Origin of the sequence: Mesorhizobium sp. M6A.T.Cr.TU.014.01.1.1 (assembly GCF_004022765.1) — a bacterium.
GTDB classification, from domain to species: Bacteria; Pseudomonadota; Alphaproteobacteria; order Rhizobiales; family Rhizobiaceae; genus Mesorhizobium; species Mesorhizobium mediterraneum.
Map to the genome: position 1 here is coordinate 15,213 of NZ_RZPG01000025.1, position 22,541 is coordinate 37,753.

Here is a 22,541-nt window from a genome sequence, read left to right on the forward strand (position 1 = left end):
AGTGATCGCTCGGCGCCTCGGGATAATCCCGCGGCGCCGGTCCCGAAGAACAAGCGCCTTGGGAGGGGCCGATGGACGGTGCGGTTCCGCTCTTCCGCATGGAGGGCATATCCAAGCGCTATGGCGGTGTGCGGGCGCTGGAGAAGGCCGAGCTTTCGGTCACGTCGGGCAGCATCCACGCCATCCTCGGCGAAAACGGCGCCGGCAAATCGACGCTGATCAAGGTCATGGCCGGCGTCGTCGCGCCTGACGAAGGCCGCATGATGCTGGACGGAAGCGAGGTGACCTTCGCGTCGCCGGCCGCTGCCAACCAGGCCGGCATCGTCTGCATCTTCCAGGAACTGTCGCTCGTCCCCGAACTCAGCGTCGCCGATAACATCGTTATTTCCGATCCGCCCAAGCGCTTCGGCATGATCGACCGCAAGGCGCAGCGCCGCATCGCGGAGGAGGCGCTGGCGCGCGCGGGCGCCGCCGACATCCACCCGCTGGCGTTGGTCAAGGACCTTCCTCTTTCAAGAAGGCAGATAGTCGAGATCGCCAAAGCACTTGCCAGGAAGCCTCGCATCCTGATCCTCGACGAGGCTACCTCGGCGCTCACCGCGGCCGACGTCGCCAAGATATTCGGCGTCTTGAAGCGGCTGCGCTCGGAAGGGCTGGCGCTGCTCTACATCTCGCATCGGATGAACGAGATCGCCGAGCTGGCCGACCAGTGCACGGTGTTCCGCAACGGCCGCAATGTCGCCAGCTACGCTGCAGGCACGAAGAGCGACAACGAAGTCGTCGAGCTGATGATCGGCCGCGAATACAGCCACATCTTCCCACCAAAACCGGTGCGCGCGCCGGCCACCGCCGCTCCAGTGCTGGAGGCGCGAAAACTGTCCTGGACCGACCGGTTGGACAATATCTCGCTGTCGGTCGGGGCAGGCGAGGTCGTCGGTCTCGGCGGTCTCGACGGCCAGGGTCAGCGCGAATTGCTGCTCGCCTTCTTCGGCGTGCTTCGCGGCCTCAGCGGCCAGATATTGATCGATGGCAGACCGGCGACCATCGCCAGCCCGGCCGCGGCGCGCGATGACCGGATCGGCATGGCGCTGATCCCGGAGGATCGCAAGACGGAAGGCCTGATGCTGCCGATGACGGTACGCGAAAACCTCTCCTTCGCAGCGCTCGACCGGCTTTCCAGGGCGGGCATCATCGACCGTGCCGCCGAGCAGCGGCTGATCGACGATATGGTCGCTCTGCTGGCGATCAAGACGGCAGGCCTCGATATTCCAGTCGGCGCGCTGTCCGGCGGCAACCAGCAGAAGGTCGTCATCGCCAAGTGGCTGATGCGGCAGCCGCGCATCATCCTGCTCAACGACCCGACGCGAGGCATCGATGTCGGCACCAAGCAGGAACTCTATCAGCTGATGCGCAAACTCGCCGACCAAGGTGCGGCGATCTTGTTTTACTCCACCGACTATGACGAGCTGATCGGCTGCTGCGATCGGGTGCTGGTGCTCTATGACGGGGCAGTCAAGCGCGAGCTGGTCGGCGCCGAGATCACAGAGCGGGCGCTGATCGCCAGCGCGCTCAACATCCATGGCGAAGAGATGGCTGTTAGAGGCATGGCGAAGACGCCAGCCCGAGGCATGGCGAAAACGCCAGCCCGAGGAGCGGACGAGTGAAAGACTGGCGTTACTGGCTTGCCGAACAACGCGGAACGCTGCTGGCATTCGGCATCTTCATCGTGATGTTCACGATCTACACCTGGAACCATCCGGCGGGCTTTACCGCCAATGTCGTGCAGACGGCCTCGAACAAGGGCGTGCTGCTCGCCTTCGTCGCCATGGCGCAGACGCTGGTGGTGATCACCGCCGGCATCGACCTTTCCGTCGGCATGATCTTTCTGCTGACCAACTGCCTGGCCTCATGGCTGGTCGTCGGCACCGGTATCGAGACCGCCTTCGGCGTCGTCGCGGTGCTCGGCACCGGGCTGCTGTGCGGGGCGATCAACGGCGCCATCGTCATCTACGGACGGCTGCAGCCGATCGTCACCACCATCGCCACCGGTGCGGTCTATTACGGCATCGCACTGCTGCTGAGACCCTTCCCGGGCGGCTCGGTCAACGAGGATCTCGCCGACGCGCTGACCGGGCGGCTGTTCGGCGTGGTGCCGGCGAGCCTGGTGGTGCTGCTGGCCGTCGTGCTCGTCGTCTGGGTGCCGTTCAGCCGCTCGGTGCTCGGCCGTGCGGCCTACGCGGCCGGATCGTCGGAGATGGCCGCCTACATGTCCGGCGTGCCGATCCGCCGCGGCAAATTCGCCGCTTATGCGCTGGCCGGCCTGCTGGCCGCGATCGGCGGATTGTTCCTGACCTTCTTCACCTATACGGGCGAGGCGGCCTATGCCAGCGGCAATGCCTATACGCTGTTTTCCATCGCCGCCGTGGTGCTTGGCGGCGTCTCATTGTTCGGCGGCAAGGGCAGCGCCATCGGCGCGATTTTTGGGGCGCTCGCGTTTCGTACCATCGGCGACCTGCTCTTCGTCTTCGATTTCGATCCACTCTGGCAGCCGCTGTTCCAGGGCGTCATCCTGCTGATCGCGGTCAGCCTCGGCGCCTTCGCCCTGTTCAGGGTCCGCAACCGGCTGGAGTGGTTCCTGTGAGCGAAACGATAACAGGCGGCATCGCCGGACGCATGCCGAAATTTATTCGCCGCGCCGACCCCGCGGTGCTGACCGCCTTCGCCTGCATCGTGCTGCTGCTGTTTGTCGGCAGCCTCTATTCGCGCAGCTTCCTGTCGCCGGAATATCTGCTGCAGCAGCTCAAGGTCGCCTCGTTTCTCGGCGTCATCGCCACTGGCATGATGCTGGTCATCCTGCTCGGCCAGATCGACCTGTCGGTGCCGTGGTCGGTGGCGGCAGGCGCGATGATGGCCTGTGCGGCGGCCGCCTACGGCCCGGTCGGCGTGGCGCTGGCGATCCCGTTCGGCATTTTCTGCGGTGTCGCGATCGGCATCGTCAACGGTATCGGCGTCGCTTATCTGCGCATTCCCTCGATGATCATCACGCTCGCCACCAACGCCGTCGCGCAAGGGCTGATGGTGGTCTATACGGGCGGCTTCTCGCCGCAGGATTCGGCGACCCGGGCGATGCGCTATCTGGCGACCGGCTTTGCCATTCCGGGCGTGCCCAACGCCGTCATCATCTGGGCGCTGATCGGTGCTGCGATGGTCTTCGTGCTGACCCGCACCGGCTTCGGCCGCACGGTCTACGGCATCGGCAACCGCGAGCGCGCCGCCTACCTCTCCGGCATCGACACGCGGCGCGTGGTGCTGATCGCCTTCGCCGCGTCCGGCGGCCTCTCGGCCTTCGGTGGCGTGCTTCTGGCCGGCTACGCCTCCAAGGCGGCACAGTCGATGGGCGATGCCTATCTTCTGCCGTCGATAGCAGCGGTCGTGCTTGGCGGCACCTCGATCCTCGGCGGCCGCGGCTCCTATCTCGGCACCGTCGCGGGCGTCATCCTGATCACGCTCCTGCAATCCATCCTTTCGGTCATGCAGATGCCTGAGGCGGGGCGGCAGATCATCTACGGCGTCGTCATCGTCGCCATGCTCCTGCTTTACGGCCGCGCGCCGGCCAGCCGCTGACCGCATCGTGGACGAAAAGGCAGCACAATTGCAGAGGGATCCCGTCCGGTCCGCACCGGCCGTCGTGGTGATGGGCGTTGCCGGCTGCGGCAAGTCGGCCGTCGGCGAAGCGCTGGCCGCAGCGTTGGGCGCCATCTTCGTCGAGGGCGACAGGCTGCATCCGCCGGAAAACGTCGCGCGGATGGCAAGCGGTGAGCCGCTGACCGACGCATTGCGTGAAGGCTGGCTCGACGCGATCGGCCGGCGCATTGCGGGATCGGTCGGCGATGGGCAAGGTGTCGTCGCCGCCTGCTCGGCGCTGAAGCGCAGCTACCGCGAGCGCCTGCGTGGCTTTTGCCAGGATATCGTTTTCCTCTATCTGGAAATCGATCCAGCGACCGCCAAGCAGCGCGTCGGCTCCCGCCAGGGCCATTTCATGCCGGCAAGCCTGGTCGACAGCCAGTTCGCCACGCTTGAAGCGCCGGCAGCCGACGAGAACGCAGTGACGCTCGATGCGACGCGCCCGATCGCCGACATTGTCGCCGACGCCGTGAGCCTGTTCGAGGCGAATTCATGAGCCGGCTCGCCGGCGCGGCTCTCGCTTTCAGGGTGCCAGTCCGTGAACCCATAAAACGCGAACGGCTGAGATTGGTGGGAAGCGGACTGGCGGCTTCAGGAATTTGTCTTCGATTGCAGGCATCGGCCTGCGCTCGCATCGCTGCGAGCAACTTCTCAGCGGACTCGGCAATGTAAGCCGCCTACTCCGAGAACTCGGCGCGTTGGGAAAAAAACTTAGCGACTTGACGAAGTTTTCGCTTGCGCCACCGGAAAAGTGGGCGATAGTTAGCGACATGGCTAAGCATTATCCCGATCTATCGCTGCTCTTCCACGCTCTGGCCGATCCGACCCGTCGGTCGATCCTGACTCGACTCGCCGAAAGGCCTGCGCGGGTGACGGATTTGGCTGGTCCGACGGGACTGCGTCTGCCCACGGTGATGCGGCACCTTTCTGTGCTGGAGGAGGCAGGGTTGATCTCCACCTCCAAGGACGGGCGGATACGCACCTGCGCCATCGTGCCCGAGGCTCTGGACCCAGCGCGGACATGGCTCGATGAACAGCGGGCCATCTGGGAGACCCGGCTCGACCGGTTGGACGCATTTGTGATGAATGTGATGAAGGAAAGCAAAGAATGACACAGAACCTGGCTACAGACAGCACGATCAGTGCTGCGCCTGATGATGGAAGAAACCGTTTTGCAACGCTCGCCTTCGAACGGGACGTGGCAGCGCCAACGGCCGTGCTGTGGGAGGCATGGACGGCCCCGGCCGCGCGGGCTATCTGGGCTGCGCCATCTCCCTCAGTCACCGTGGAGTTCTTGGAGGCCGACACCAGGGTGGGCGGTCGCGAGATCTCGCTCTGCAAGGTAGAGGGCCAGCCGGACATCCGCTGCGAGAATGGCTGGCTTGTGTTGCAGCCAGCGGTGTGCAGTGTGAACTATGAGGTGATTTCGTGCGAAGGCGTGACGCAATCAGCAGCGCTGGTGACGGCAGATCTTTCAGGTACGCACGAGCGCAGCCGGCTGGTCGTGACGGTGCAACTTTCATCGCTGGCGGAGGACATGGAGGCAGGCTACCGGGCAGGCTTCGGCGCGGGACTAGACAACCTCGCGGGCGCGGCTGAACGGGCCATGGTACTGCAGCGGGTGATTCAGGCGCCGCGGTCCATCGTGTGGGGCGCGTGGATGAACCCTGAAACGCTGCCGCAATGGTGGGGGCCGGAAGGCTTCTCCTGTCGAACGAAGAGGATCGACTTGCGAACGGGCGGCGAATGGGTATTCGACATGATCGCGCGTGACGGCACGGTCTTCCCGAACCACCATCTCTATAACGAGGTCCGGCCCGAGGAGAGGATCGGCTATACGCTGCATTGGGGCGAAAACGGGCCGAAACATGCCGACGCCTGGGCCTCGTTCGAGGATCAGGACGGGGCGACGAAGGTAACGCTGGGCATGGTATTCAGCACGGCTGCCGAGTTCCAGGAGGCGAAGGGCTTCGGTGCCGTGGAGCTGGGACTGCAAACTCTGGGCAAACTGGAACGCTTCGTCGCATGCCGCTGAGGTGCTGCGACTCGCCCCGAATTAGGCTTGTGGACGAGGTCCTCATCCGTGTCGCGCCCGTCCTCATCGGCGTCGGCATCCGCCTCTTCAGTCAGAAGGCATGGAGCCGGTCAGGCTGGAGAAGACCGAGATCTCGGAAGCGGGGCAAATCACCAACATGCGCTTCCGATTCGCGGGATAGGGCCGAGAATTCACAAAGGGATACACGAAGAGGAGGGTTCTATGAGAAAACTGATCATCTGGGACATGGTGACCGTCGACGGCTTCTTCGAAGGTCCGGACAGGGACATCAGCTGGTTCGTCTTCGAAGAAGAACTTGAGAACTACATTCGTGAGACCCAGGAAAAGGCCGACACGCTGATCTTCGGTCGCGTGACCTACGAGCTCATGGCAGCCTATTGGCCGTCCGAGCAAGGCTGGATCGCGGATTTCATGAACAAGATCGAGAAGGTGGTCTTCTCGCGCACGCTGAAAAGCGCCGACTGGAACAACACGAAGCTCTTCAACGGCAATGTCGCGGAAGAAGTCTCCAAGCTGAAGACCAGGGACGGCGGAGACATCTTCGTGTTCGGCAGCGCCGACCTCACGGCGAGCCTGATGGAGCACGGCCTGATCGACGAGTATCACCTCGGGATCAACCCCGTCATTCTCGGGAGAGGCACGCCGCTCTTCAAGGGCGGCCCGAACCGGATACCCCTGAAGCATCTGGAGACGAGGACGCTCAAGTCAGGTGTTGTCATCCTCCATTACGCGCCGGAGAGCAGACAATGACGATCGATCCGCTCTTTCCCGTCAACTAGGCTTGTCGAAATGGAGGGCCTGCGGAAGCGGCGCGCTCCAGACGATCGGCGGCCAAGGGGCGCAGCCGCCGTCGACCGCTTCGTGCGATGGCGGAAGGCAGGCGTGTGGGGCCGACTGATGGAGTGTATCACGGCTGCGCACGACGGCGAGATCCAGATGATCGACAGAACCTCCGTTCGCGCCCATCAGCGGGCTGTGACAGCAAAAAAGGAGGTTCCAGATCATTGTGTCGGTCAATGCGGCTTTGGCTCCGCGCTTATGAGTCTACGGCCTAAATTTAGATTAGATCTGCGACGTCAGTTCGACCGGAAAATCGTCATTGTCGGCATCGCGCATGGCGGCGAGGCTGCGATTGTCCAGCACCTCGGCGATCGCCTGGCGCACCTCCAGCATCATGTGCCTGACCTGGCAGGTCGCCTCGTCGCAATCCTCGCAACGCTGGTACTGCGTGCGGCTGGCGCAAGGGATCGGCGCCAGCGGCCCGTCGAGGACACGCACGACATGGCCGATCTTGATCTCGGAGGCCGGCCGCGCGAGGCGATAGCCGCCCTCCTTGCCCTTGCGGCTCTGGACGAAGCCGGCATTGCGTAACTCGCCCAGAATGGCATCCAGGAATTTCTTCGGGATGTTGTTGGCGACCGCAATGTCATTGACGAATGCGAGCTGGCCGACCGGCAGGCCGGACAGATGCACGAGGGCCTTGAGGCCGTATTTGCCTTTTTTGGTCAGCATGCCCGAGTCAACCCATGAAGCCCCAACCACCCGCGTCTGGCGGCTGTTTGTGTGCAAATCATGACGGTTGAGCCTTGCGATGCCGTTCGCGCAGACAAGCCGCCTGCTGACACATTGCGCGCAAACGCGTTGATTCTTCGTAACGTTTTTGGATGGCAGGCGTCCGGAAAGCGGGAAATCACCTTTCCGGAGCGAAAAACGAAGAAAGCCGGCAAAAGCCGACTTTCGTTTCAGTTCGAAGATCGCTTGCTTCAGCGACTGCCGTAGGTCTGGTCGAGCAATCCGCCCGCGGCGAAATGCTCGGCCTGGACCTTGGCCCAGCCGCCGAAGACATCTTCCACCGTCAGCAGGCGGACATCGGGAAACTCAGCCGTGTATTTGGCCGCGACCGCCGCGTCGCGGGCCCGCAGGCCGTTGCGGGCGGCGATGTCCTGGCCCTCCTGCGTATAGAGGAAGTCGAGATAGGTCTTGGCGAGATCGCGTGTGCCGTGCTCGTCGGCGACCGTGTCGACGATCGCCACCGGAAACTCCGCCAACAGGCTGACCGAAGGCGTCACCTGCTGGAACTTGTCCTCGCCATACTCCCTGCTGATGCCGCGGGTTTCCGACTCGAAGGTGATCAGCACGTCGCCGATTTCTCGCTGCACGAAGGTGGTGGTGGCGGCGCGTCCGCCGCTGTCGAAGATCGGCACGTTGTTGAAGAGTTTGGTGACGAATTCCTTCACCTTGGCGTCATCGCCCTTGAAGGCCTCCTTGGCGTAGGCGGTGGCCGCGAGATAGGTGTAGCGCGCATTGCCCGACGTTTTTGGATTGGGGAAGATCACCTGGACGTCGTCGCGCACGAGATCGTTCCAATCCTTGATGTTCTTCGGATTGCCGGCGCGCACCAAAAAGGACGGCAGCGAATAGAAAGGCGAGGCATTGTCGGGGAAGTCTTTTTGCCAGTCGGCGGAGATAAGACCCTTCGAGACCAGAAAGTCGATGTCGAGGACCTGGTTGAAGGTGACGACATCGGCGCCGAGCCCCTCGGCGATGGCGCGCGCCTGCGCCGACGTCCCGGCATGCGACTGATCGATGGTGACGCCGGGGTGCCCAGCGATGAAGGCCTTGTTGACCTGCGCAAACAATTCGCGGCCGACATCGTAGGACGCGTTCAATAATTTGTCGGCCGACCAGGCTTGGGAGGATGCCAGGAACAGACCGGCCAATGTGGCGACGCCAAGCAAAAATCGCTTCATGAAAACGGGCTCCTGAAAATGTCGTTTTGTCGAATGCCGCAGAATAATCGGACGATGCCCGAGACGACGAGGCATGCAAGCCGGATCTATGGTGTTGCTGTGAGAAAAAAGATTGCCGAGACAGCCCATTGCTAGGATTTTCTTCCAAGCAGAGTCATTTCGGTGTGTTCCCGCCACACCGCCGGTGCTTTTCCAATCACCTTCCTAGTGAGGCAATGAAATAGATACACATTGTGTATGCGGAGTGTTATGGTGGGAAAGAGGAGTCCTCAATGACAAAAACTGCACCTGAAACCCACGCCAAGCCTGTCAATCTGCGCATCCGAGAGGATGTGCGAGTTCTGATTGACCGCGCCGCGAAAATACGCGGTAAAACCCGCTCCGACTTTATGATCGATGCCGCCTACCGCGCGGCCGAGGACACGTTGCTCGATCAAGCGCTGATCAAGGTCGATCCCGAGAGTTACCAACACTATCTCGACATTCTTGACGAGCCACCGAGCGGCGAAGGTTTTGCACGCCTTATGAATGCGCCCAAGCCCTGGCAGGGCTGATGCTGTCGGCGCCCACGCCTCTTGCCGACAACCACGATCTCGAACTATTCCAAAGCGGGACCGAGAGCCTGGATCAATGGCTTCGCCGCAGGGCGCGGGCCAACCAGGTCAGCGGCGCGTCGCGCACCTATGTCGTAACGGAAGGCGTGCGCGTTGTCGGCTACTACTGTCTGTCCTCGGGTGGGCTCGATCTTGCGGAAGCGCCAGGCGCCATTCGCCGCAACATGCCGGATCCCGTCCCTATGGCTGTGCTCGGGCGTCTCGCCGTGGACGCAAGCTGGCAAGGGAAGGGGCTAGGCGCAGCGCTCTTGCAAGATGCCGTTCTGCGCACTGGCCATGCCGCGACGATCCTCGGGATTCGCGGCATTTTTGTTCATGCCATATCGGCTGAAGCGAAAGCTTTCTATGAGCACTACGGCTTTGCGGCTTCCCCAAAAAATCCGATGACCCTGGTGCTCTCGCTAAAGGCGCGTTGAAAGGTAGTCGATGTCGCTCAGCATGAAGAGGCGACCACCATCAGCCGGATTCACCATCGCCTTGCGGCTAAGCGGCCGGAAAAAGCTTCCAGCGCCGCGGCCGGAACGCCACCCGGCTTTTCTGCGCCGCTGGGTGGTCGACGGGCAGCTCGATCTCGACCCGCTGACGCTCGCCGCCGATTTCGAGCTCCACGCGTCTGGTGCCGGCGACGCGGCGGCTGGCGGCGACCGTGCCGGCGATGCAGCCATTGCATTCGTCCACCAGCTCGACATCGTGCGGGCGGAAGAACAGCGTCGCTTCGCCTTGCGGCGCCTGTGGCGCGGAGAGGCCGATCGGGCGATCGGCGATCCAGACCTGGCCGTCCTCGACCTTGACGGGAAGCGAGCTCGATTCGCCGATGAAGCCGTAGACGAAGGGCGAATTCGGCGTGTCGTAGATTTCATCGGCGGTGCCGACCTGCTCGATGCGGCCCTGGCTCATCACCACCACGCGGTCGGCAAGCTCCAGCGCTTCTTCCTGGTCATGGGTGACGAAGACCGTGGTGTGGCCGGTGGCGTCGTGGATGTCGCGCAGCCAGCGCCGCAACTCGCGGCGGACCTGGGCATCGAGCGCGCCGAACGGCTCGTCCAGCAAAAGCACAGCCGGTTCGATCGCCATGGCGCGGGCAAGCGCCACGCGCTGGCGCTGGCCGCCCGAAAGCTGCGCCGGATAGCGTTTTTCCAAGCCGGAAAGCTGGACGAGGTCGAGAAGCTCGGAGGCCCGGCGGCGGATTTCCTGCGCGGACGGGCGTGTCGGCCCGTGCCGGACCTTGAGTCCGAAGCCGATATTATCGGCGACCGTCATATGGCGAAACAGCGCATAGTGCTGGAAGACGAAGCCGACATTACGCTCCTGGATCGACTTTTGCGACGCGTCCTCCTCACCGAAGAATATCTTTCCCCTCGTCGGTCGCTCCAGTCCGGCGATCAGCCTGAGCAGCGTCGTCTTGCCGGAGCCGGAAGGCCCGAGCAGCGCGATCAGCTCGCCGGACTTGATGTCGAGCGAAACATCGTGGAGGGCCGGAAACCGCTCAAACTCCTTGCGCACGTTGGCAACGCGAACTTCCATCAACCGTCCCTTTTTTGTCGATGCATGTCGTTATCCCAAAACCGCTATACACTTTTGGGCAACAGGCATTAATGTCCGCGCGTCGCGGCGATCTCGGCGCCGTAGCGCATTTCGAGAAGTGTTTTCAAGACCAGCGTGACGAGCGCCAGGCCCGCGAGTAGCGAAGCGACGGCGAAGGCGGCGGCGGCGTTGTACTCATTGTAGAGGATTTCGACATGCAGCGGCATGGTGTTGGTCAGCCCGCGTATGTGGCCGGACACCACCGACACCGCGCCGAACTCGCCCATGGCGCGGGCATTGCACAACAGCACGCCGTAGAGCAGCCCCCATTTGACGTTGGGCAGCGTCACGTACCAGAAAGCCTGCCAGCCATTGGCGCCGAGCGACAGCGCTGCCTCCTCGTCGCCATTGCCCTGTTCCTGCATCAACGGGATCAGTTCGCGGGCGACAAAGGGGAAGGTGACGAAGATGGTGGCGAGCACGATGCCCGGCACGGCAAACAGGATGACGATGCCATGCGCCTTCAGCCAGGCGCCGAGCAGGCCTTGCGCGCCGAACAAAAGCACATAGACCAAGCCGGAAATGACCGGCGAGACCGAAAACGGCAGGTCGATGAGCGTGGTCAGGAAGGCCTTGCCCTTGAACTCGAATTTGGCGATCGCCCAAGCGGCGGAGATGCCGAAGACGACATTGAGCGGCACCGAGATCGCCGCCACCAGCAGTGTCAGATGGATCGCCGAGCGCGTGTCTGGGTTGGTCAGCGCCTCCGTGTAAGCGCCGAGACCTTTTGCGAAGGCTTCGTTGAAGACGACGATCAGCGGCAAGAGCAGGAAAATGCCGAGGAAGGCAAAGGTCACGATCATCAGCACGGCTTTCGCCGGGCGGCTTTCGGTCACTGCCGCCGACTGGCTTTCGTGGTGCGGTGCGTAGGATTTGATCTCCGGATCAGCCATAGCGCTTGCGGCTCCACGTCTGCACGAGATTGATGACCAGCAGCATCACGAACGACAAAGCGAGCATGATTGCCGCGATCGCGGTCGCCGCCGCATAATTGTATTCCTCCAGCCGGATGACGATCAGCAGCGGCGCGATCTCGGATTTGTAGGGCAGGTTGCCGGCGATGAAGATGACGGAGCCGTACTCGCCGACACCGCGCGCGAAAGCCAGCGCGAAACCGGTGACGATGGCGGGCGCGAGGCCCGGAAGCAGAACCCGGGCGATTGTCTGGAAGCGGTTGGCGCCGAGCGTCGCGGCCACTTCCTCCACCTCCTTGTCGATCTCCTCCATGATCGGCTGGACGGTGCGCACGACAAAAGGCAGGCCGATGAAGATCAGCGCGATGACGATGCCGAGCGGCGTGTAGGCGACCTTGATGCCGAGCGGTGCCAGCAGGCTGCCGAGCCAGCCATTCGGCGCGTAGAGCGTGGTCAGCGCGATGCCTGCGACCGCCGTCGGCAGCGCGAAGGGCAGGTCGACCATTGCATCGACGATGCGGCGGCCAGGAAAGTTGTAGCGCACCAGCACCCAGGCGACGATCGTGCCGAAGACGACATTGACCGCGGCGGCAATGAAAGCGGTGCCAAAACTGATTTCAAGCGCGTTGACGGTGCGGCGATCGGTGGCGATCGCCCAGAAATCGGCCCAGCCGAGCGCGGCCGATCGCCAGATCAGCCCGGAAAGGGGGATGAGGATGATGAGCGTGAGGTAGGCAAGAGAGAAGCCGAGCGTCAATCCGAAACCCGGAATGACGCTCGGCTGTCTGAACCGCCACCCCGCTTTTGCGGGTGCTGTGGTCATGTCGTCCTGATCTAGAGTCTAGCTTGTTAGGCCTACTGGGCCGGCTTGTAGATCTGGTCGAATATACCACCGTCGCCGAAATGGTAAGGCTGCGCCTTCTTCCAACCGCCAAAAAGTGGATCGTCGATGGTGATCAGCTTGATCTCCGGCAGTTTGGCGAGGTCCTCCGCCGGCACCAAATCGGGCTTCGACGGGCGATAGTGGTTCTTGGCGATCAGCGTCTGGCCTTCCTTGGAGTAGAGATAGCCCAGATAGGCTTCGGCGACTTTTCGCGTGCCCTTGGCATCGACATTGGCGTCGACCACGGCGACCGGCGGCTCAGCCAGGATCGAGGTCGGCGGGTAGACGATATCGAAATTGTCGGCGCCGAACTCGTCGAGCGCCAGATAGGCTTCGTTTTCCCAGGCCAGCAGCACGTCGCCCAGGCCCTTTTGCGCGAAAGTCACCGTTGAGCCGCGCGCGCCGGTGTCGAGCACCGGAACATGGGCGTAGAGGTTGCCGACGAATTCCTTGGTCTTGGCCTCGTCGCCGCCATCCTTGGCGTTGGCATAGGCCCAGGCGGCGAGATAGTTCCAGCGCGCTCCGCCCGAAGTCTTGGGGTTCGGCGTGATCACCTGGACGTCGTCCTTGACGAGGTCGCCCCAGTCCTGGATGCCCTTCGGATTGCCCTTGCGGACAAGGAAGACGATGGTCGAAGTGTAGGGCGCCGAATTGTTCTCGAACTTGGTCCGCCAGTCGGGATTGATCTTCTGCGATTTCGAGACGATGGCGTTGATGTCGCCTTCGAGCGCCAGCGTCACCACGTCGGCGTCGAGGCCGTCGATCACGGCGCGGGCCTGCGCGCCCGACCCGCCATGCGACTGCTGGACGGTTACCGTCTCACCGGTCTCGGCCTTCCAGTGGGCGACAAAGGCCTCGTCGAATTGCTTGTATAGCTCACGCGTCGGATCATAGGACACGTTGAGAATGGTGGAATCGGCAAACGCGAAACCGAGTGTTCCGAATTGGACCGATGCAGCGACAAGGGCGCCGAGCAGTTTCCTGAAATGAGGATTGGTCATTTACGCCTCCGTTGAGATCACCTCAAATCTACCGAATTGGTAGAAATTAGATGCACTCAATGTTGCTTTTTTTGTCCCTCAGAAGCAATTTTTCGCTGATCTTTGGCTTCATGAAGAAATTCTTTCCTCTCGACGCCGGGGTGCAGAATCCGGGCTCATGAAGCGATCTATCTAGAGACAGGTCGCGCCTCGGCAATGGCTGGATGTGATCTAGGCGCGATTTGCTTTCGCGGTGGCCACAGGTTCAGTCGGCGGTGACGAGAAAATCGAAGCGCTGCTTTGGAAATGGCTCGTTTTTCAGCGTGAAGTGCCACCATTCGCGCGGATAATTCCTGAAGCCGCCGGCGCGCATGATCTCGACAAGCCTCTTGCGGTTTGCGGTTGCTTCCTCGGCGAGCGGACGGTGCGCCGTTTCACTCATTGGGTCGAAACAGTCAAAGCCGGTGCCGAAATCGAGCATGTCGGCATCTGATACACCGCAGGCCGGTTTCGGGGTGGCGGTGGTGCGGTCGGCTCGCGCGATGGCGACATCGACGGTCGAGCCGCGCGAATGGGTCGACAGTTCGCCGATATAGCCCTTGGCGATGAGGTCCTTGCGCTTGACCGCCGGATACCATTGCGGGTCTGGTGGTCCGCCTTCCCTGGTCCATTCGCCCATATCAGAGACCGCGCGCGCCGGGCGGTAGCAGTCGAAGACGACCAGCGTGAGGCTCTCCGCGGCAATCGCTTTCTGGACGCGGGAAAGCGCTTCCGCCGCTCGCCCGGTGAGTATGCATACCGGCGCGTCGTAGCCGGTCGCCTTGCGGTGCAGGAAATTGTTTGTGCCGGCATAGCGGATGTCCTGCCGGATGGTGCGGTCAACGTCGGCAAGGCGGACGAAGCCGGCGGGGAGGTCTGCGGAAAAGACGGGGACAATACCGGCAGCCAACAGCGGGGCGCAAAACGCAATGCGCTGAATCGCTTGGCGCATTCTATTCAACGAACACTTTCACGCTGGCCGCGCGCCCGGCCGCGTCGATCACGGTCAGGGTCGAATAGCCGGCGCCGTCCGGCTGCCAGGTCGCGGTGCGTCGCCGGTCGATGCCGATCAGTGGCTTGCCATTTGCCAGCCAGCGGAACGGCGCGCGGCCACCTTGCAGCTTCAGCACCAGTGGCGAGGCTTCGGCGGTAGTGGTGTCGAGATCGACGCGGGCGCCGTCAGGCGGAAAGATGATCGTCGGCGCGGGCTCGGTCGGCGTCGCCTGCACCAGCCCATCGGCGCCAGAACCGAAGCGCGCCAATGTCACCGGCAGATCGTCGCGCCTGGGTCTGATGACGCCGGCCGGCCGGCTTGGCAGTTGCACGGCGGCCAGACCGGCGCGGACAAAGCCCTCGAACAGGATGGGTGCGGCCGAGACATAGCCGGACAGGCCGGGCACCGCGCCGGCATCGGGACGGCCGACCCAGACGCCCAGCACGTAGCGCCCGTCGAAACCGACCGACCAGGCATCGCGGTAGCCGTAGGAGGTGCCGGTCTTGTAGGCGATGCCGCGCTGGGCCGCACCTTCGGGCGGCTTGACGCCCGACAATATGTCGGTGATCTGCCAGCTCGCCTGATCGTCGAGGATGGTAGTGGTGGAGCGTTCGGCATTGGCCGGCTCGGTGCCGTCACGCAGCGTATGCGCCTTGCCGCCATTGGCAAGCCCGGCATAGAGCTGGACGAGGTCGCGCAGCGTCACGCCGACGCCGCCAAGGCCGATGGCGAGACCCGAAGCCTTGTTGACCGGCAGGATCGGCGTGACGCCGGCCTGCCGGAAGCGCGCGAGCAGCCGCGCCGGTCCGACCGCGTCAAGCACCCTGATCGCCGGCACGTTGAGCGACAGTTGCAGCGCCTGCCTGATGCTGACGTCGCCTTGGTAGCCCATGTCGAAATTCTTCGGCCGATAGCCTCCGAAATCCGCCGGACTGTCGTCGATCAGAGTTTCCTGCGCGACCAGTCCCTGCTCGAAGGCGAGCCCATAGATGAACGGCTTCAGCGTCGAACCTGGCGAGCGCACGATCCTGGTCATGTCGATCCAGCCGGAGCGGCTGGCGTCGAAATAGTTGGCTGAGCCGACCTCGCCGAGGATATCGCCGGTGCGGGAGTCGGCCAGCACCATGGCGACCGACAGGCGGGGCCCGAGCCTGGTGGCGGCATCCCTGGCTACCTGTTCCAGCCCTTCCTGAACGCTCTTGCGGATCGTCAGTTGCAGCTTCTGGCCGGGGACGGCCTTGGGCAGCACCGCATAGGCGGCGTGGGCGGCGAGCGCCGGCAGCGTGCGGCGGATGCCTGAAACGTCGTCGAGAGCGGCACGTGCGGCCTCGCGCTCGCCAAGCAGGCCTGATGAAACCATGCGCGCCAGCACCCGGTCGCGAGCGGCGTGAGCGATCGCGAGGTTGCGGTCGGGCCTGCGCTTTTCCGGCAATTGCGGCAGCGCGACGAGCAGGGCGGCCTCCGAGAGCGTCAGCCGCTTTGGCTCCTTGCCGAAATAGGCCAGCGAGGCGGCGCGCACGCCTTCGAGGTTGCCGCCATAGGGCGCCAGCGTCAAATAGCGTTCGAGGATCTCGCGCTTGGTGAGCCGCCGCTCGATCTGTAGCGCGCGCAGCATCTGCTTGATCTTCGAGCCGAGGCTGCGGCTGTCGCGCGGCTCTGCCAGCCTGGCAAGTTGCATCGACAGCGTCGAGCCGCCGGAGACGATACGGCCATTGGTCGCGAACTGACCGGCGGCGCGGGCCAGCGCCAGCACGTCGACGCCTTGATGGTCCCAGAAGCGCTTGTCCTCGTACGTCACCAGCATGTCGACGAGCTGTTTGTCGACCTGGTCGAGGCGGGTGGCTAGCCGCCAGTAGCCGTCCGGCGTGGCGAAGGCGCGCAGAAGCTGGCCGTCGCGGTCGAGCACCTCGGTCGACACAGTGGGTTCTGCCGGTAGCGGCGGCGGAAAGGCGCGGTCGAGCTGCCAAAGGGTGGCGGCGGAGATGGCCATGAGGCCGGCGCAAGCGGCGGCGGTGATGGCCGTTCGGCGTAGGAATTTTCTGGAGAGCATCGCGCCGCCCTTCTTCCTTCTCCCCTTGTGGGAGAAGGTGGATTGGCGCGCAGCGCCAAGACGGTTGAGGGGTGCTGGCCAGAGCGCTATCGGTGCCAAGCTGGAACACCCCTCATCCGACCGAGCTGCGCTCGGCCACCTTCTCCCACAAGGGGAGAAGGGAGAGCCGGCCGCAACCTCGGCTCTCTTTCTGCAGCGCTGAAGATTGGCGAAATCCTTTGCGAAGGTGCCATCGCCATGTTCCTGTTCGCCATCGGCGCCTTACGGCGCCTTGACCTCCATCATCCCGGTCGCGGTGCGGGCCGAATATTGCGGCCGGTACATGTCCTCGACCGTTGCCGCCGGATGGGCATAGGTGCCCGGCGTCACCGCGCGCACGACATAGGCGAGCGTGATGTTGCGGTCGCCGTCGCCGTCGTTCGGATTGAAGGCCGCGACGAAACGGTCGTCGCGGAATTCGAGATGGGCGGCGTCGGTCTGGGCCAGCCAGGAGAAGTTCGACAACTGGGCGCTGGAAACCAGGCCCGGATTGTCGATTTCGAAGCCGGCCGGCAGCAGATCGGTGATCACGAGCCGCGACGGCCACTTGTTCTGCTCATAGATCTTGAGCACGACGACATAGCGTTCGTTCTGGGTCGCCTCCGTGACATTGGCTTCGGTGCCGTCGAGCTTGTAGTAGGTGCGGCCGATGGTGAAGCCGTTGCCGCTGGCCGGCAGTGGCTGGATCGGCGAGGCCACCGTGGTGACGACTGCCTGCAGCGGGTTGCTGCCGGTGTTGGCGACGGTCAGTGGGCTATCGACCAGGTCGCTGCCGGCGATCTGCTCCGAATAGGCGCCGACATGCGGCGCGTCATTGATGGTCAGCGCGATCGCATCGTTGCCGGCCTTCAGCGCGCGGGCCGCCAGCAGCATCCAGGACTCGTCCTGGGTGCTGGTCCATCTGACGGCGGCGCGTTCCTTCGTCACCAGCGTGATCAGCGCCGGCACGATCGTCGGCACCGGCTTCGATTCGGCGGCGAGCGCCAGCATCGCCGCGCCGTCACGCAGCGGCGAGCCATAGTCGGACCTGTAGTAGTCGTATGCGGAGGTCGACTGGGCCAGTTGCAGGGCGGCCTGGAAGGTGGCTTCCGAACGCTGCGTGTCGCCATAAAGCGCCAGGCCTGCCGCCAATTGGGCAAGGGCCATCGGGCTCGTAAAGGCTTCGAGCTGCGTGTCGGCATAGTAGCGCAGATCGCCGATCGAAGCCTTTTTGTTGCGGGCCAGCACATAGAGCGCATAGGCGATCTCGCTGCCGCGACCCTTGACGTCCTGGTCGTAGCCGATCGCGTTCTGCAGATTGCTCAGCGCCTGGTTCATCGCCAGGGCCGGCACGTCGTATTTCTGCTCACGCGCCCGGGTCAGGAAATCAGTGACGTAGGCGTCGAGCCACAGGTCGCCGGAGCCCGGACCCCACAGGCCGAAGCTGCCGGCCGAGGCCTGATAGCTCAGCACCTTGTAGATGGCGTCCTGGATGCGGCCACGCAGGTCGGGGTCGCTGGCCATGCCGATGCCCGAGGCCATGTCGTTGACATAGAGAAGCGGCATGGCGCGGCTGGTGGTCTGCTCGGCGCAGCCATAGGGGTAGCGGTCGAGCGTCATCAGGAGCGACGGCACGTCAAAGGCCGCCGCCTGCGAAACGCCGACGCTGACCGAAGCGCCGTCGAGCACGCTTGCCGCCAGCAGCTCCTTGTCGACGCGCAGCGACCCGCCATTGCCCTTGAGGTCGACCACCATGCGGGTGGTCACCGGCAATTGCGCCGGACGCACCGGAACATAGAGCGTCTGTTCAACAGCCGTGCCGTCGGCATGAGCGAGCTTGATCGTGATCGAGGCGTTGCCTGGCTTCTCAGCCATCAGCGGCACGGTCAGCGTCTGCCGCTTGCCTTCGGCGAGCGTCAGCTTCTCGGGCAGGGCGGCAGTGCCGGTCGACAGCCCGCCGGTGGTATCTATCGACAGTGCATAGTCGCCCTCTGGACCATCGGTGTCGGCGACGTCGAGCCGCATGACGGCCGAATCGCCGGGCGCCAGGAAGCGCGGCAGGCCGGCAGTGATCACGACCGGATCGCGCACGATCACGTCGGACTGGGCATGGCCGACCCCGTCCTTGGTCCAGGCGACGGCCATGACGCGCACGGTGCCGTTGAACTGCGGGATGTCGAAATCGATCCGCGCCTTGCCGTCGGCGTCGAGCTGGACCGGACCGGAGAAGAAGGCGACCAGTTTTTCGGTCGGCGGACTGCCTTGCGACTGCATGTTGGCGCCGTCGCCGCCGGTGCGCAGCTTGCCTGACGTGCCCAGCGAGCCGTCGATCAGGCGGCCGTAGAGGTCGCGCACTTCAAGGCCGAGCATGCGCTGGCCGAAGAACCAGGTCTCCGGATCCGGCACCTTGTAATTGGTGAGGTTGAGGATGCCGACATCGACGGCCGCGACCATGACATAGGCATTGGCGCCCGGCTGCACGCCGGCCACCGAGACCGGGATCGACAGCTGCTGGCGCGGCATGGTCTTGTCCGGCGGCGTCAAGGTGACGGCGAGCTTCTTCGAGCCCGGATCGACCTTCAGCCATTTGACGCCGATGGCGCGCGCCGGCATGCGGGTTTCCTGCGCATCGCCCGGCCTGAACAGCGTTGCCGTGACATAGGCGCCTGCGCCCCAGTCGTCGCCGACCGGGATGTCGATGGTGCTGCCGCCTTCTGGAACGGTCGCGGTGACGGTCTTCAAGAGTTTGTCGGCACCAATGGTGACGAGCAACTCGCCGGCAAAATGCGGCGACACTTTGAGCTTAGCCACTTCGCCCGCCGCATAGGTATCCTTGTCGAGGGCGATCTCGAGGCCGTCGGGCGTTTCGGTGGTGGCGGAGCTGACATACCAGCCGGCGTCGAACTCGTAGCTGGTCGCCGGGCCTTCCGGATCCGATGTCTCGATCTCGAGCCGGTAGCGGCCCCAGTCGACCGGCAGCGAGACGGTGGCCTCGCCATCGGCGGTCAGGTCGACCTGGCCATTGGCCACCGACTTGGTGAACGTCACCGGCTCATAGTTCCAGGAATTGCTCGAGCGGTACCATTGGTAGCTGCGTTCGACCTTGACCAGCGACCATTGCGCGCCCTGCAGCGCCTCACGCTTGCCGTCGGGGTCGACGGCGATCAGGCTGAACTTCGCCGTGCCGCCTTGCGGTACCTCGTCGCCGTCGAAATCCGGACGGATGCCGATCATGTGGCCCTGCGGCCGGATGCCGATGTTGAGCGAGCGCTCGACGACGCGGCCGCCAGTCTCGCGCATTCTGACCGTAACCTTGGCATCGACGAGCTTGGTGGTCGAGGGCAACTGGTCGACGGAAACCGGGAAGGTCGCCTTGCCGTCCTCGCCGACCACCGGCAGCCCGGTGAACGGCGTGACCGACGGTTCCGCCGACTGCTCATCGGCGAGGCCGAAGGAGTAGCCCTTGAAACGGTCCCAGTCGCGAGTGGTCGACAGCGTCAGCTCGCCTTCGAGCGCCAGCCCGGCGGCCGGCGCGCCATAAAGAAAGCGGCCGTCGACGGTGACGTTGGCTGTTTCGCCCTGCGCGATCTCCTGCTTGTCGGAGGACAAGTCGAACTCGATGCGATCCGGCACGAAATCCTCGACCAGAAACATGTGGCTGGCGACCGCCGCCTGCTTGGGGTCGGTGTGGATCGCCACCGTCCAGGTGCCGCGCATGGCATTGGGTTCGAGCGGCAGGTCGACGGCATGGCCGCCGGCCGATGCGCCGTCGCTGACGATGCGGCGGTTCTCGACGCCGTCGGGACGCGTGAAGATGAAGGTCAGCGGCAGGTTCTCGACCGCCTTGGCAGCGCCGTCGCGGGCAAGCGCTGCGACATGGACGTCCTCGCCGGCGCGGTAGATGCCGCGTTCGGTCCAGGCATAGACGTCGAGCGCGCCCGGCGCCGGACGCCCGGTGACGCCACGATCGGACAGGTCAAAGCCGGCGCGGCCCATGTCGAGGAAGACGAAGTCGTTGTCGCCCTGTTTCGCCGTCAGCACGGCCGGCACCATGCCGCCGTCGCCGCGCGTCAGGCCGGGGTTGAAGACGGCGCGGCCTTCCGCGTCCGTGGTCGCGGTGCCGAGGATGTCATTGTTCCTGGCGAGCAGCGTCAGTTCAGCACCCGCGATCGGCTTGGCGGTTCCGAGCGAACGGGCAAAGACGTTCAATCCATCCTGTCCGGTATAGGTCGACAGGCCGATATCGGAGACAACGAACCATTGCGTGGCGCGGGAATCATAGTCGTCGTCATTCTCGCCGATCGGTTGTGCGGTCAGCACATAGACACCAGGCTTGCGCTGCGGCAGCGCCTCGTCGACCGGGAAGGAGGTGGTGACTTCCTTGTTCAGGTCGCTGGCGATGTCGAGCTGGCCTTGCCAGACCGGCTCGCCCATCTGATCGGAAATGTTGGAGATGTCGTAGCCGTCAAGCTGGCGCAGGAACTGGTAGCCCGAAAGAAGTTGGGTCAGCGAGCGGTCGCCGATGCGATAGAGCTTCATTTCGGCGGCGTTCATGTTGACGGTGACGATCGGGATGCCGCGGCGCGCGCCGGCGGGCAGCACAAAGCTGTCGCCGGTGAAACGGGCGGACGGGGCGCGGTCCTGCACATAGATCGACAGTACCACCGGTGCGGTGATCACCTCGCCGATGGCGGCCGGCAGGCCGGGGCGGAAGGTCACGTCGTAATGCTGGCCATGCTCGAGCCCTTCGACGCAGATCTGCTTGTCCTTGGCCTCGACGCCCTTGGGGGCGGCGTTGTCGACGGTGACGAATTGCGAATAGTCGACGCCGGTCTTGACCAGATCCTCGGAAAACTGCGCGCAGATGCGCGGCGCGCTGGTGTCGGCGTCTACCGTGTGATCGACGATGCGGAAGCCCTTGCGTGCCTTGAGATCCTGATAGGCGGCCGAGACCCAAGACGAATTGACCAGCGCGAGGCTCGCTTCGTAGGCCTGCAGGGCCGGCCGGGAGAGGTCGCGGCGATCGAGCCCGTCGCCGAGCAGTGCCAGTGCTTCGGCGCGCGTTTTTGTGGTGCGCAGCAATTTGTAGGCGTTGAAGGCGGCGGAGGTGGCATTCGCGGGCAGTGTGGAGGCCTCCGCACTGTTGGCGGTCGGCGGCACGGCGAGCGTTTCCCGCGCCAGTTCAAGCCAAAGCTGGCCGTCGTCGGGCAATACCGAAACCAAAGCCTCGTATTTTTGCATGGCCGAGCGGCGATCGCCGGTCTGCGCCGCTTGTTGCGCCGCCTGCTTCAGCGCCGCCAGCCCATCGGTAGGCTTGGTATAGGCCGGGCCGGTGAGCCTGTTGCGATATTGCTGGGCCTGGTCGGCCATCCAGGCGGGGAAGAAGGCGAGGTCCGGCGGCGCGCCGATATCGGGGTCGCCATCGATGTTGACGACCTTGCCGGCGACGGCGCCGTTGAAGGGTTTGAGCGTGTTATAGTCGGATTTGAGAAAACACCATTTGGCCTTGGGATTGTAGGTGAAGGCGCGGCAGGCGGGATCGCCGAGACATGTCGTCTTGCACTGGTCGAGGCTGACATTTTGGTCGGATCTGAGATCGAAACCGAAATAATCGGAATTGTCCGATGTCATCACCCGGCGTGCTTCGGCCGCTTGCGCGATACCGCCCCAGGCGAAAAAGAGAAGGAAAAGGATCGACAGACCACGAGCCGCGCGCATTGCCATAATACCCCTCCGGACACTGCTTACGCATCGGCCCGAAAATCGGAATCGACTTTCGGAAAGCACGATGCGCCACTTCAAAGTCTTAGAGCGTACTTTGGGCCTCCGAATGGACGCACGTCGCTCTAACGTCCAGACATGTTCAAGCTTCAGTCCAGCTTGTCAACGCGAGGACGCGGCAGGTTCCGCCTGCCAACGGTTTCCTTTCCGGCCGATGGCCGGTAGTACCTCCATGGACAGGGATCACGCTTTCT

The 22,541-nt window shown here is 63.8% G+C and carries 18 protein-coding genes and 1 pseudogene; 10 read left to right on the top strand and 9 right to left on the bottom strand.

The genetic code is table 11. The features are described from left to right. Positions 1-71 precede the first annotated feature (71 nt). From EN885_RS24875 to EN885_RS33875, 8 genes and pseudogenes are all read left to right on the top strand, one after another. The gene (locus tag EN885_RS24875; RefSeq protein ID WP_245493138.1) at positions 72-1,664 is read left to right on the top strand and encodes a sugar ABC transporter ATP-binding protein; all 1,593 of its coding nucleotides are present in this window, start codon (positions 72-74) and stop codon (positions 1,662-1,664) included. Then, positions 1,661-2,641, top strand: a complete 981-nt coding sequence (locus EN885_RS24880; RefSeq protein WP_128243213.1) for an ABC transporter permease — start codon at positions 1,661-1,663, stop codon at positions 2,639-2,641. The genes EN885_RS24875 and EN885_RS24880 overlap by 4 nt, the downstream gene beginning before the upstream one ends. Continuing rightward, positions 2,638-3,624: an ABC transporter permease gene (locus EN885_RS24885; RefSeq protein ID WP_128243212.1), complete on the top strand. Its 987-nt coding sequence runs from the start codon at positions 2,638-2,640 to the stop codon at positions 3,622-3,624. Before EN885_RS24880 ends, EN885_RS24885 begins: the two co-directional genes overlap by 4 nt. A gap of 70 nt (positions 3,625-3,694) precedes the next feature. Beyond that, complete coding sequence (locus EN885_RS24890; protein ID WP_095482927.1) at positions 3,695-4,180, top strand: gluconokinase; 486 nt, start codon at positions 3,695-3,697, stop codon at positions 4,178-4,180. A gap of 274 nt (positions 4,181-4,454) precedes the next feature. Then, positions 4,455-4,796 (top strand): metalloregulator ArsR/SmtB family transcription factor, encoded by a 342-nt coding sequence (locus tag EN885_RS24895; protein ID WP_128243224.1) that lies wholly within the window; start codon positions 4,455-4,457, stop codon positions 4,794-4,796. Beyond that, entirely contained in the window at positions 4,793-5,719 is a 927-nt protein-coding gene (locus EN885_RS24900; protein ID WP_128243211.1) for an SRPBCC family protein, read from the top strand. The genes EN885_RS24895 and EN885_RS24900 overlap by 4 nt, the downstream gene beginning before the upstream one ends. A gap of 222 nt (positions 5,720-5,941) precedes the next feature. Continuing rightward, positions 5,942-6,490, top strand: coding sequence for a dihydrofolate reductase family protein (locus tag EN885_RS24905; RefSeq protein ID WP_095482925.1), 549 nt, complete (start codon positions 5,942-5,944; stop codon positions 6,488-6,490). 102 nt (positions 6,491-6,592) lie between these two features. After that, a pseudogene (locus EN885_RS33875) lies at positions 6,593-6,730 on the top strand (IS5/IS1182 family transposase); the annotation flags it as partial. 72 nt (positions 6,731-6,802) lie between these two features. Here EN885_RS33875 and EN885_RS24915 read toward each other — a convergent pair. Further along, positions 6,803-7,252 (bottom strand): Rrf2 family transcriptional regulator, encoded by a 450-nt coding sequence (locus tag EN885_RS24915; RefSeq protein WP_006202816.1) that lies wholly within the window; start codon positions 7,250-7,252, stop codon positions 6,803-6,805. Between the two features lie 251 nt (positions 7,253-7,503). Beyond that, a complete protein-coding gene (locus EN885_RS24920) occupies positions 7,504-8,490 on the bottom strand; it encodes a sulfate ABC transporter substrate-binding protein (protein ID WP_095482923.1) in 987 nt (328 codons plus the stop codon). A gap of 272 nt (positions 8,491-8,762) precedes the next feature. Between EN885_RS24920 and EN885_RS24925 the strand changes: the two genes are divergently transcribed. Then, positions 8,763-9,044: a DUF1778 domain-containing protein gene (locus EN885_RS24925; RefSeq protein WP_095482922.1), complete on the top strand. Its 282-nt coding sequence runs from the start codon at positions 8,763-8,765 to the stop codon at positions 9,042-9,044. Continuing rightward, the gene (locus tag EN885_RS24930) at positions 9,044-9,520 is read left to right on the top strand and encodes a GNAT family N-acetyltransferase (RefSeq protein ID WP_095482921.1); all 477 of its coding nucleotides are present in this window, start codon (positions 9,044-9,046) and stop codon (positions 9,518-9,520) included. The genes EN885_RS24925 and EN885_RS24930 overlap by 1 nt, the downstream gene beginning before the upstream one ends. Before the next feature lie 67 nt (positions 9,521-9,587). Here the strand turns inward: EN885_RS24930 and EN885_RS24935 are convergent, their stop codons facing one another. From EN885_RS24935 to EN885_RS24965, 7 genes are all read right to left on the bottom strand, one after another. Beyond that, a complete protein-coding gene (locus EN885_RS24935) occupies positions 9,588-10,628 on the bottom strand; it encodes a sulfate/molybdate ABC transporter ATP-binding protein (protein WP_126105834.1) in 1,041 nt (346 codons plus the stop codon). Between the two features lie 68 nt (positions 10,629-10,696). Continuing rightward, positions 10,697-11,581, bottom strand: a complete 885-nt coding sequence (gene cysW, locus EN885_RS24940; protein ID WP_095482919.1) for a sulfate ABC transporter permease subunit CysW — start codon at positions 11,579-11,581, stop codon at positions 10,697-10,699. Further along, positions 11,574-12,425, bottom strand: a complete 852-nt coding sequence (gene cysT / locus EN885_RS24945; RefSeq protein ID WP_095482918.1) for a sulfate ABC transporter permease subunit CysT — start codon at positions 12,423-12,425, stop codon at positions 11,574-11,576. The genes cysW and cysT overlap by 8 nt, the downstream gene beginning before the upstream one ends. 32 nt (positions 12,426-12,457) lie before the next feature. Further along, positions 12,458-13,486 carry a sulfate ABC transporter substrate-binding protein gene (locus EN885_RS24950; protein WP_128243210.1) on the bottom strand — a complete coding sequence of 343 codons (1,029 nt, stop codon included), beginning with the start codon at positions 13,484-13,486 and terminating at the stop codon, positions 12,458-12,460. Between the two features lie 244 nt (positions 13,487-13,730). Continuing rightward, positions 13,731-14,456 carry a M15 family metallopeptidase gene (locus EN885_RS24955; protein WP_128243209.1) on the bottom strand — a complete coding sequence of 242 codons (726 nt, stop codon included), beginning with the start codon at positions 14,454-14,456 and terminating at the stop codon, positions 13,731-13,733. 1 nt (position 14,457) lies between these two features. Beyond that, positions 14,458-16,548: a penicillin-binding protein 1C gene (pbpC, locus tag EN885_RS24960; RefSeq protein WP_128335230.1), complete on the bottom strand. Its 2,091-nt coding sequence runs from the start codon at positions 16,546-16,548 to the stop codon at positions 14,458-14,460. A 261-nt stretch (positions 16,549-16,809) separates the two neighbouring features. Next, positions 16,810-22,290, bottom strand: a complete 5,481-nt coding sequence (locus EN885_RS24965; RefSeq protein WP_128243208.1) for an alpha-2-macroglobulin family protein — start codon at positions 22,288-22,290, stop codon at positions 16,810-16,812. Positions 22,291-22,541 lie beyond the last annotated feature (251 nt).

Excerpts from the sequence above, each read along its gene's own strand:
- EN885_RS24875 (WP_245493138.1), top strand. The coding sequence starts at position 72 with ATGGACGGTGCGGTTCCGCTCTTCCGCATGGAGGGCATATCCAAGCGC.
- EN885_RS24890 (WP_095482927.1), top strand. The coding sequence starts at position 3,695 with ATGGGCGTTGCCGGCTGCGGCAAGTCGGCCGTCGGCGAAGCGCTGGCC.
- EN885_RS24895 (WP_128243224.1), top strand. The coding sequence starts at position 4,455 with ATGGCTAAGCATTATCCCGATCTATCGCTGCTCTTCCACGCTCTGGCC.
- EN885_RS24900 (WP_128243211.1), top strand. The coding sequence starts at position 4,793 with ATGACACAGAACCTGGCTACAGACAGCACGATCAGTGCTGCGCCTGAT.
- EN885_RS24905 (WP_095482925.1), top strand. The coding sequence starts at position 5,942 with ATGAGAAAACTGATCATCTGGGACATGGTGACCGTCGACGGCTTCTTC.
- EN885_RS24915 (WP_006202816.1), bottom strand. The coding sequence starts at position 7,252 with ATGCTGACCAAAAAAGGCAAATACGGCCTCAAGGCCCTCGTGCATCTG.
- EN885_RS24920 (WP_095482923.1), bottom strand. The coding sequence starts at position 8,490 with ATGAAGCGATTTTTGCTTGGCGTCGCCACATTGGCCGGTCTGTTCCTG.
- EN885_RS24925 (WP_095482922.1), top strand. The coding sequence starts at position 8,763 with ATGACAAAAACTGCACCTGAAACCCACGCCAAGCCTGTCAATCTGCGC.
- EN885_RS24930 (WP_095482921.1), top strand. The coding sequence starts at position 9,044 with ATGCTGTCGGCGCCCACGCCTCTTGCCGACAACCACGATCTCGAACTA.
- EN885_RS24935 (WP_126105834.1), bottom strand. The coding sequence starts at position 10,628 with ATGGAAGTTCGCGTTGCCAACGTGCGCAAGGAGTTTGAGCGGTTTCCG.
- cysW (WP_095482919.1), bottom strand. The coding sequence starts at position 11,581 with ATGGCTGATCCGGAGATCAAATCCTACGCACCGCACCACGAAAGCCAG.
- cysT (WP_095482918.1), bottom strand. The coding sequence starts at position 12,425 with ATGACCACAGCACCCGCAAAAGCGGGGTGGCGGTTCAGACAGCCGAGC.
- EN885_RS24950 (WP_128243210.1), bottom strand. The coding sequence starts at position 13,486 with ATGACCAATCCTCATTTCAGGAAACTGCTCGGCGCCCTTGTCGCTGCA.
- EN885_RS24955 (WP_128243209.1), bottom strand. The coding sequence starts at position 14,456 with ATGCGCCAAGCGATTCAGCGCATTGCGTTTTGCGCCCCGCTGTTGGCT.
- pbpC (WP_128335230.1), bottom strand. The coding sequence starts at position 16,548 with ATGCTCTCCAGAAAATTCCTACGCCGAACGGCCATCACCGCCGCCGCT.
- EN885_RS24965 (WP_128243208.1), bottom strand. The coding sequence starts at position 22,290 with ATGGCAATGCGCGCGGCTCGTGGTCTGTCGATCCTTTTCCTTCTCTTT.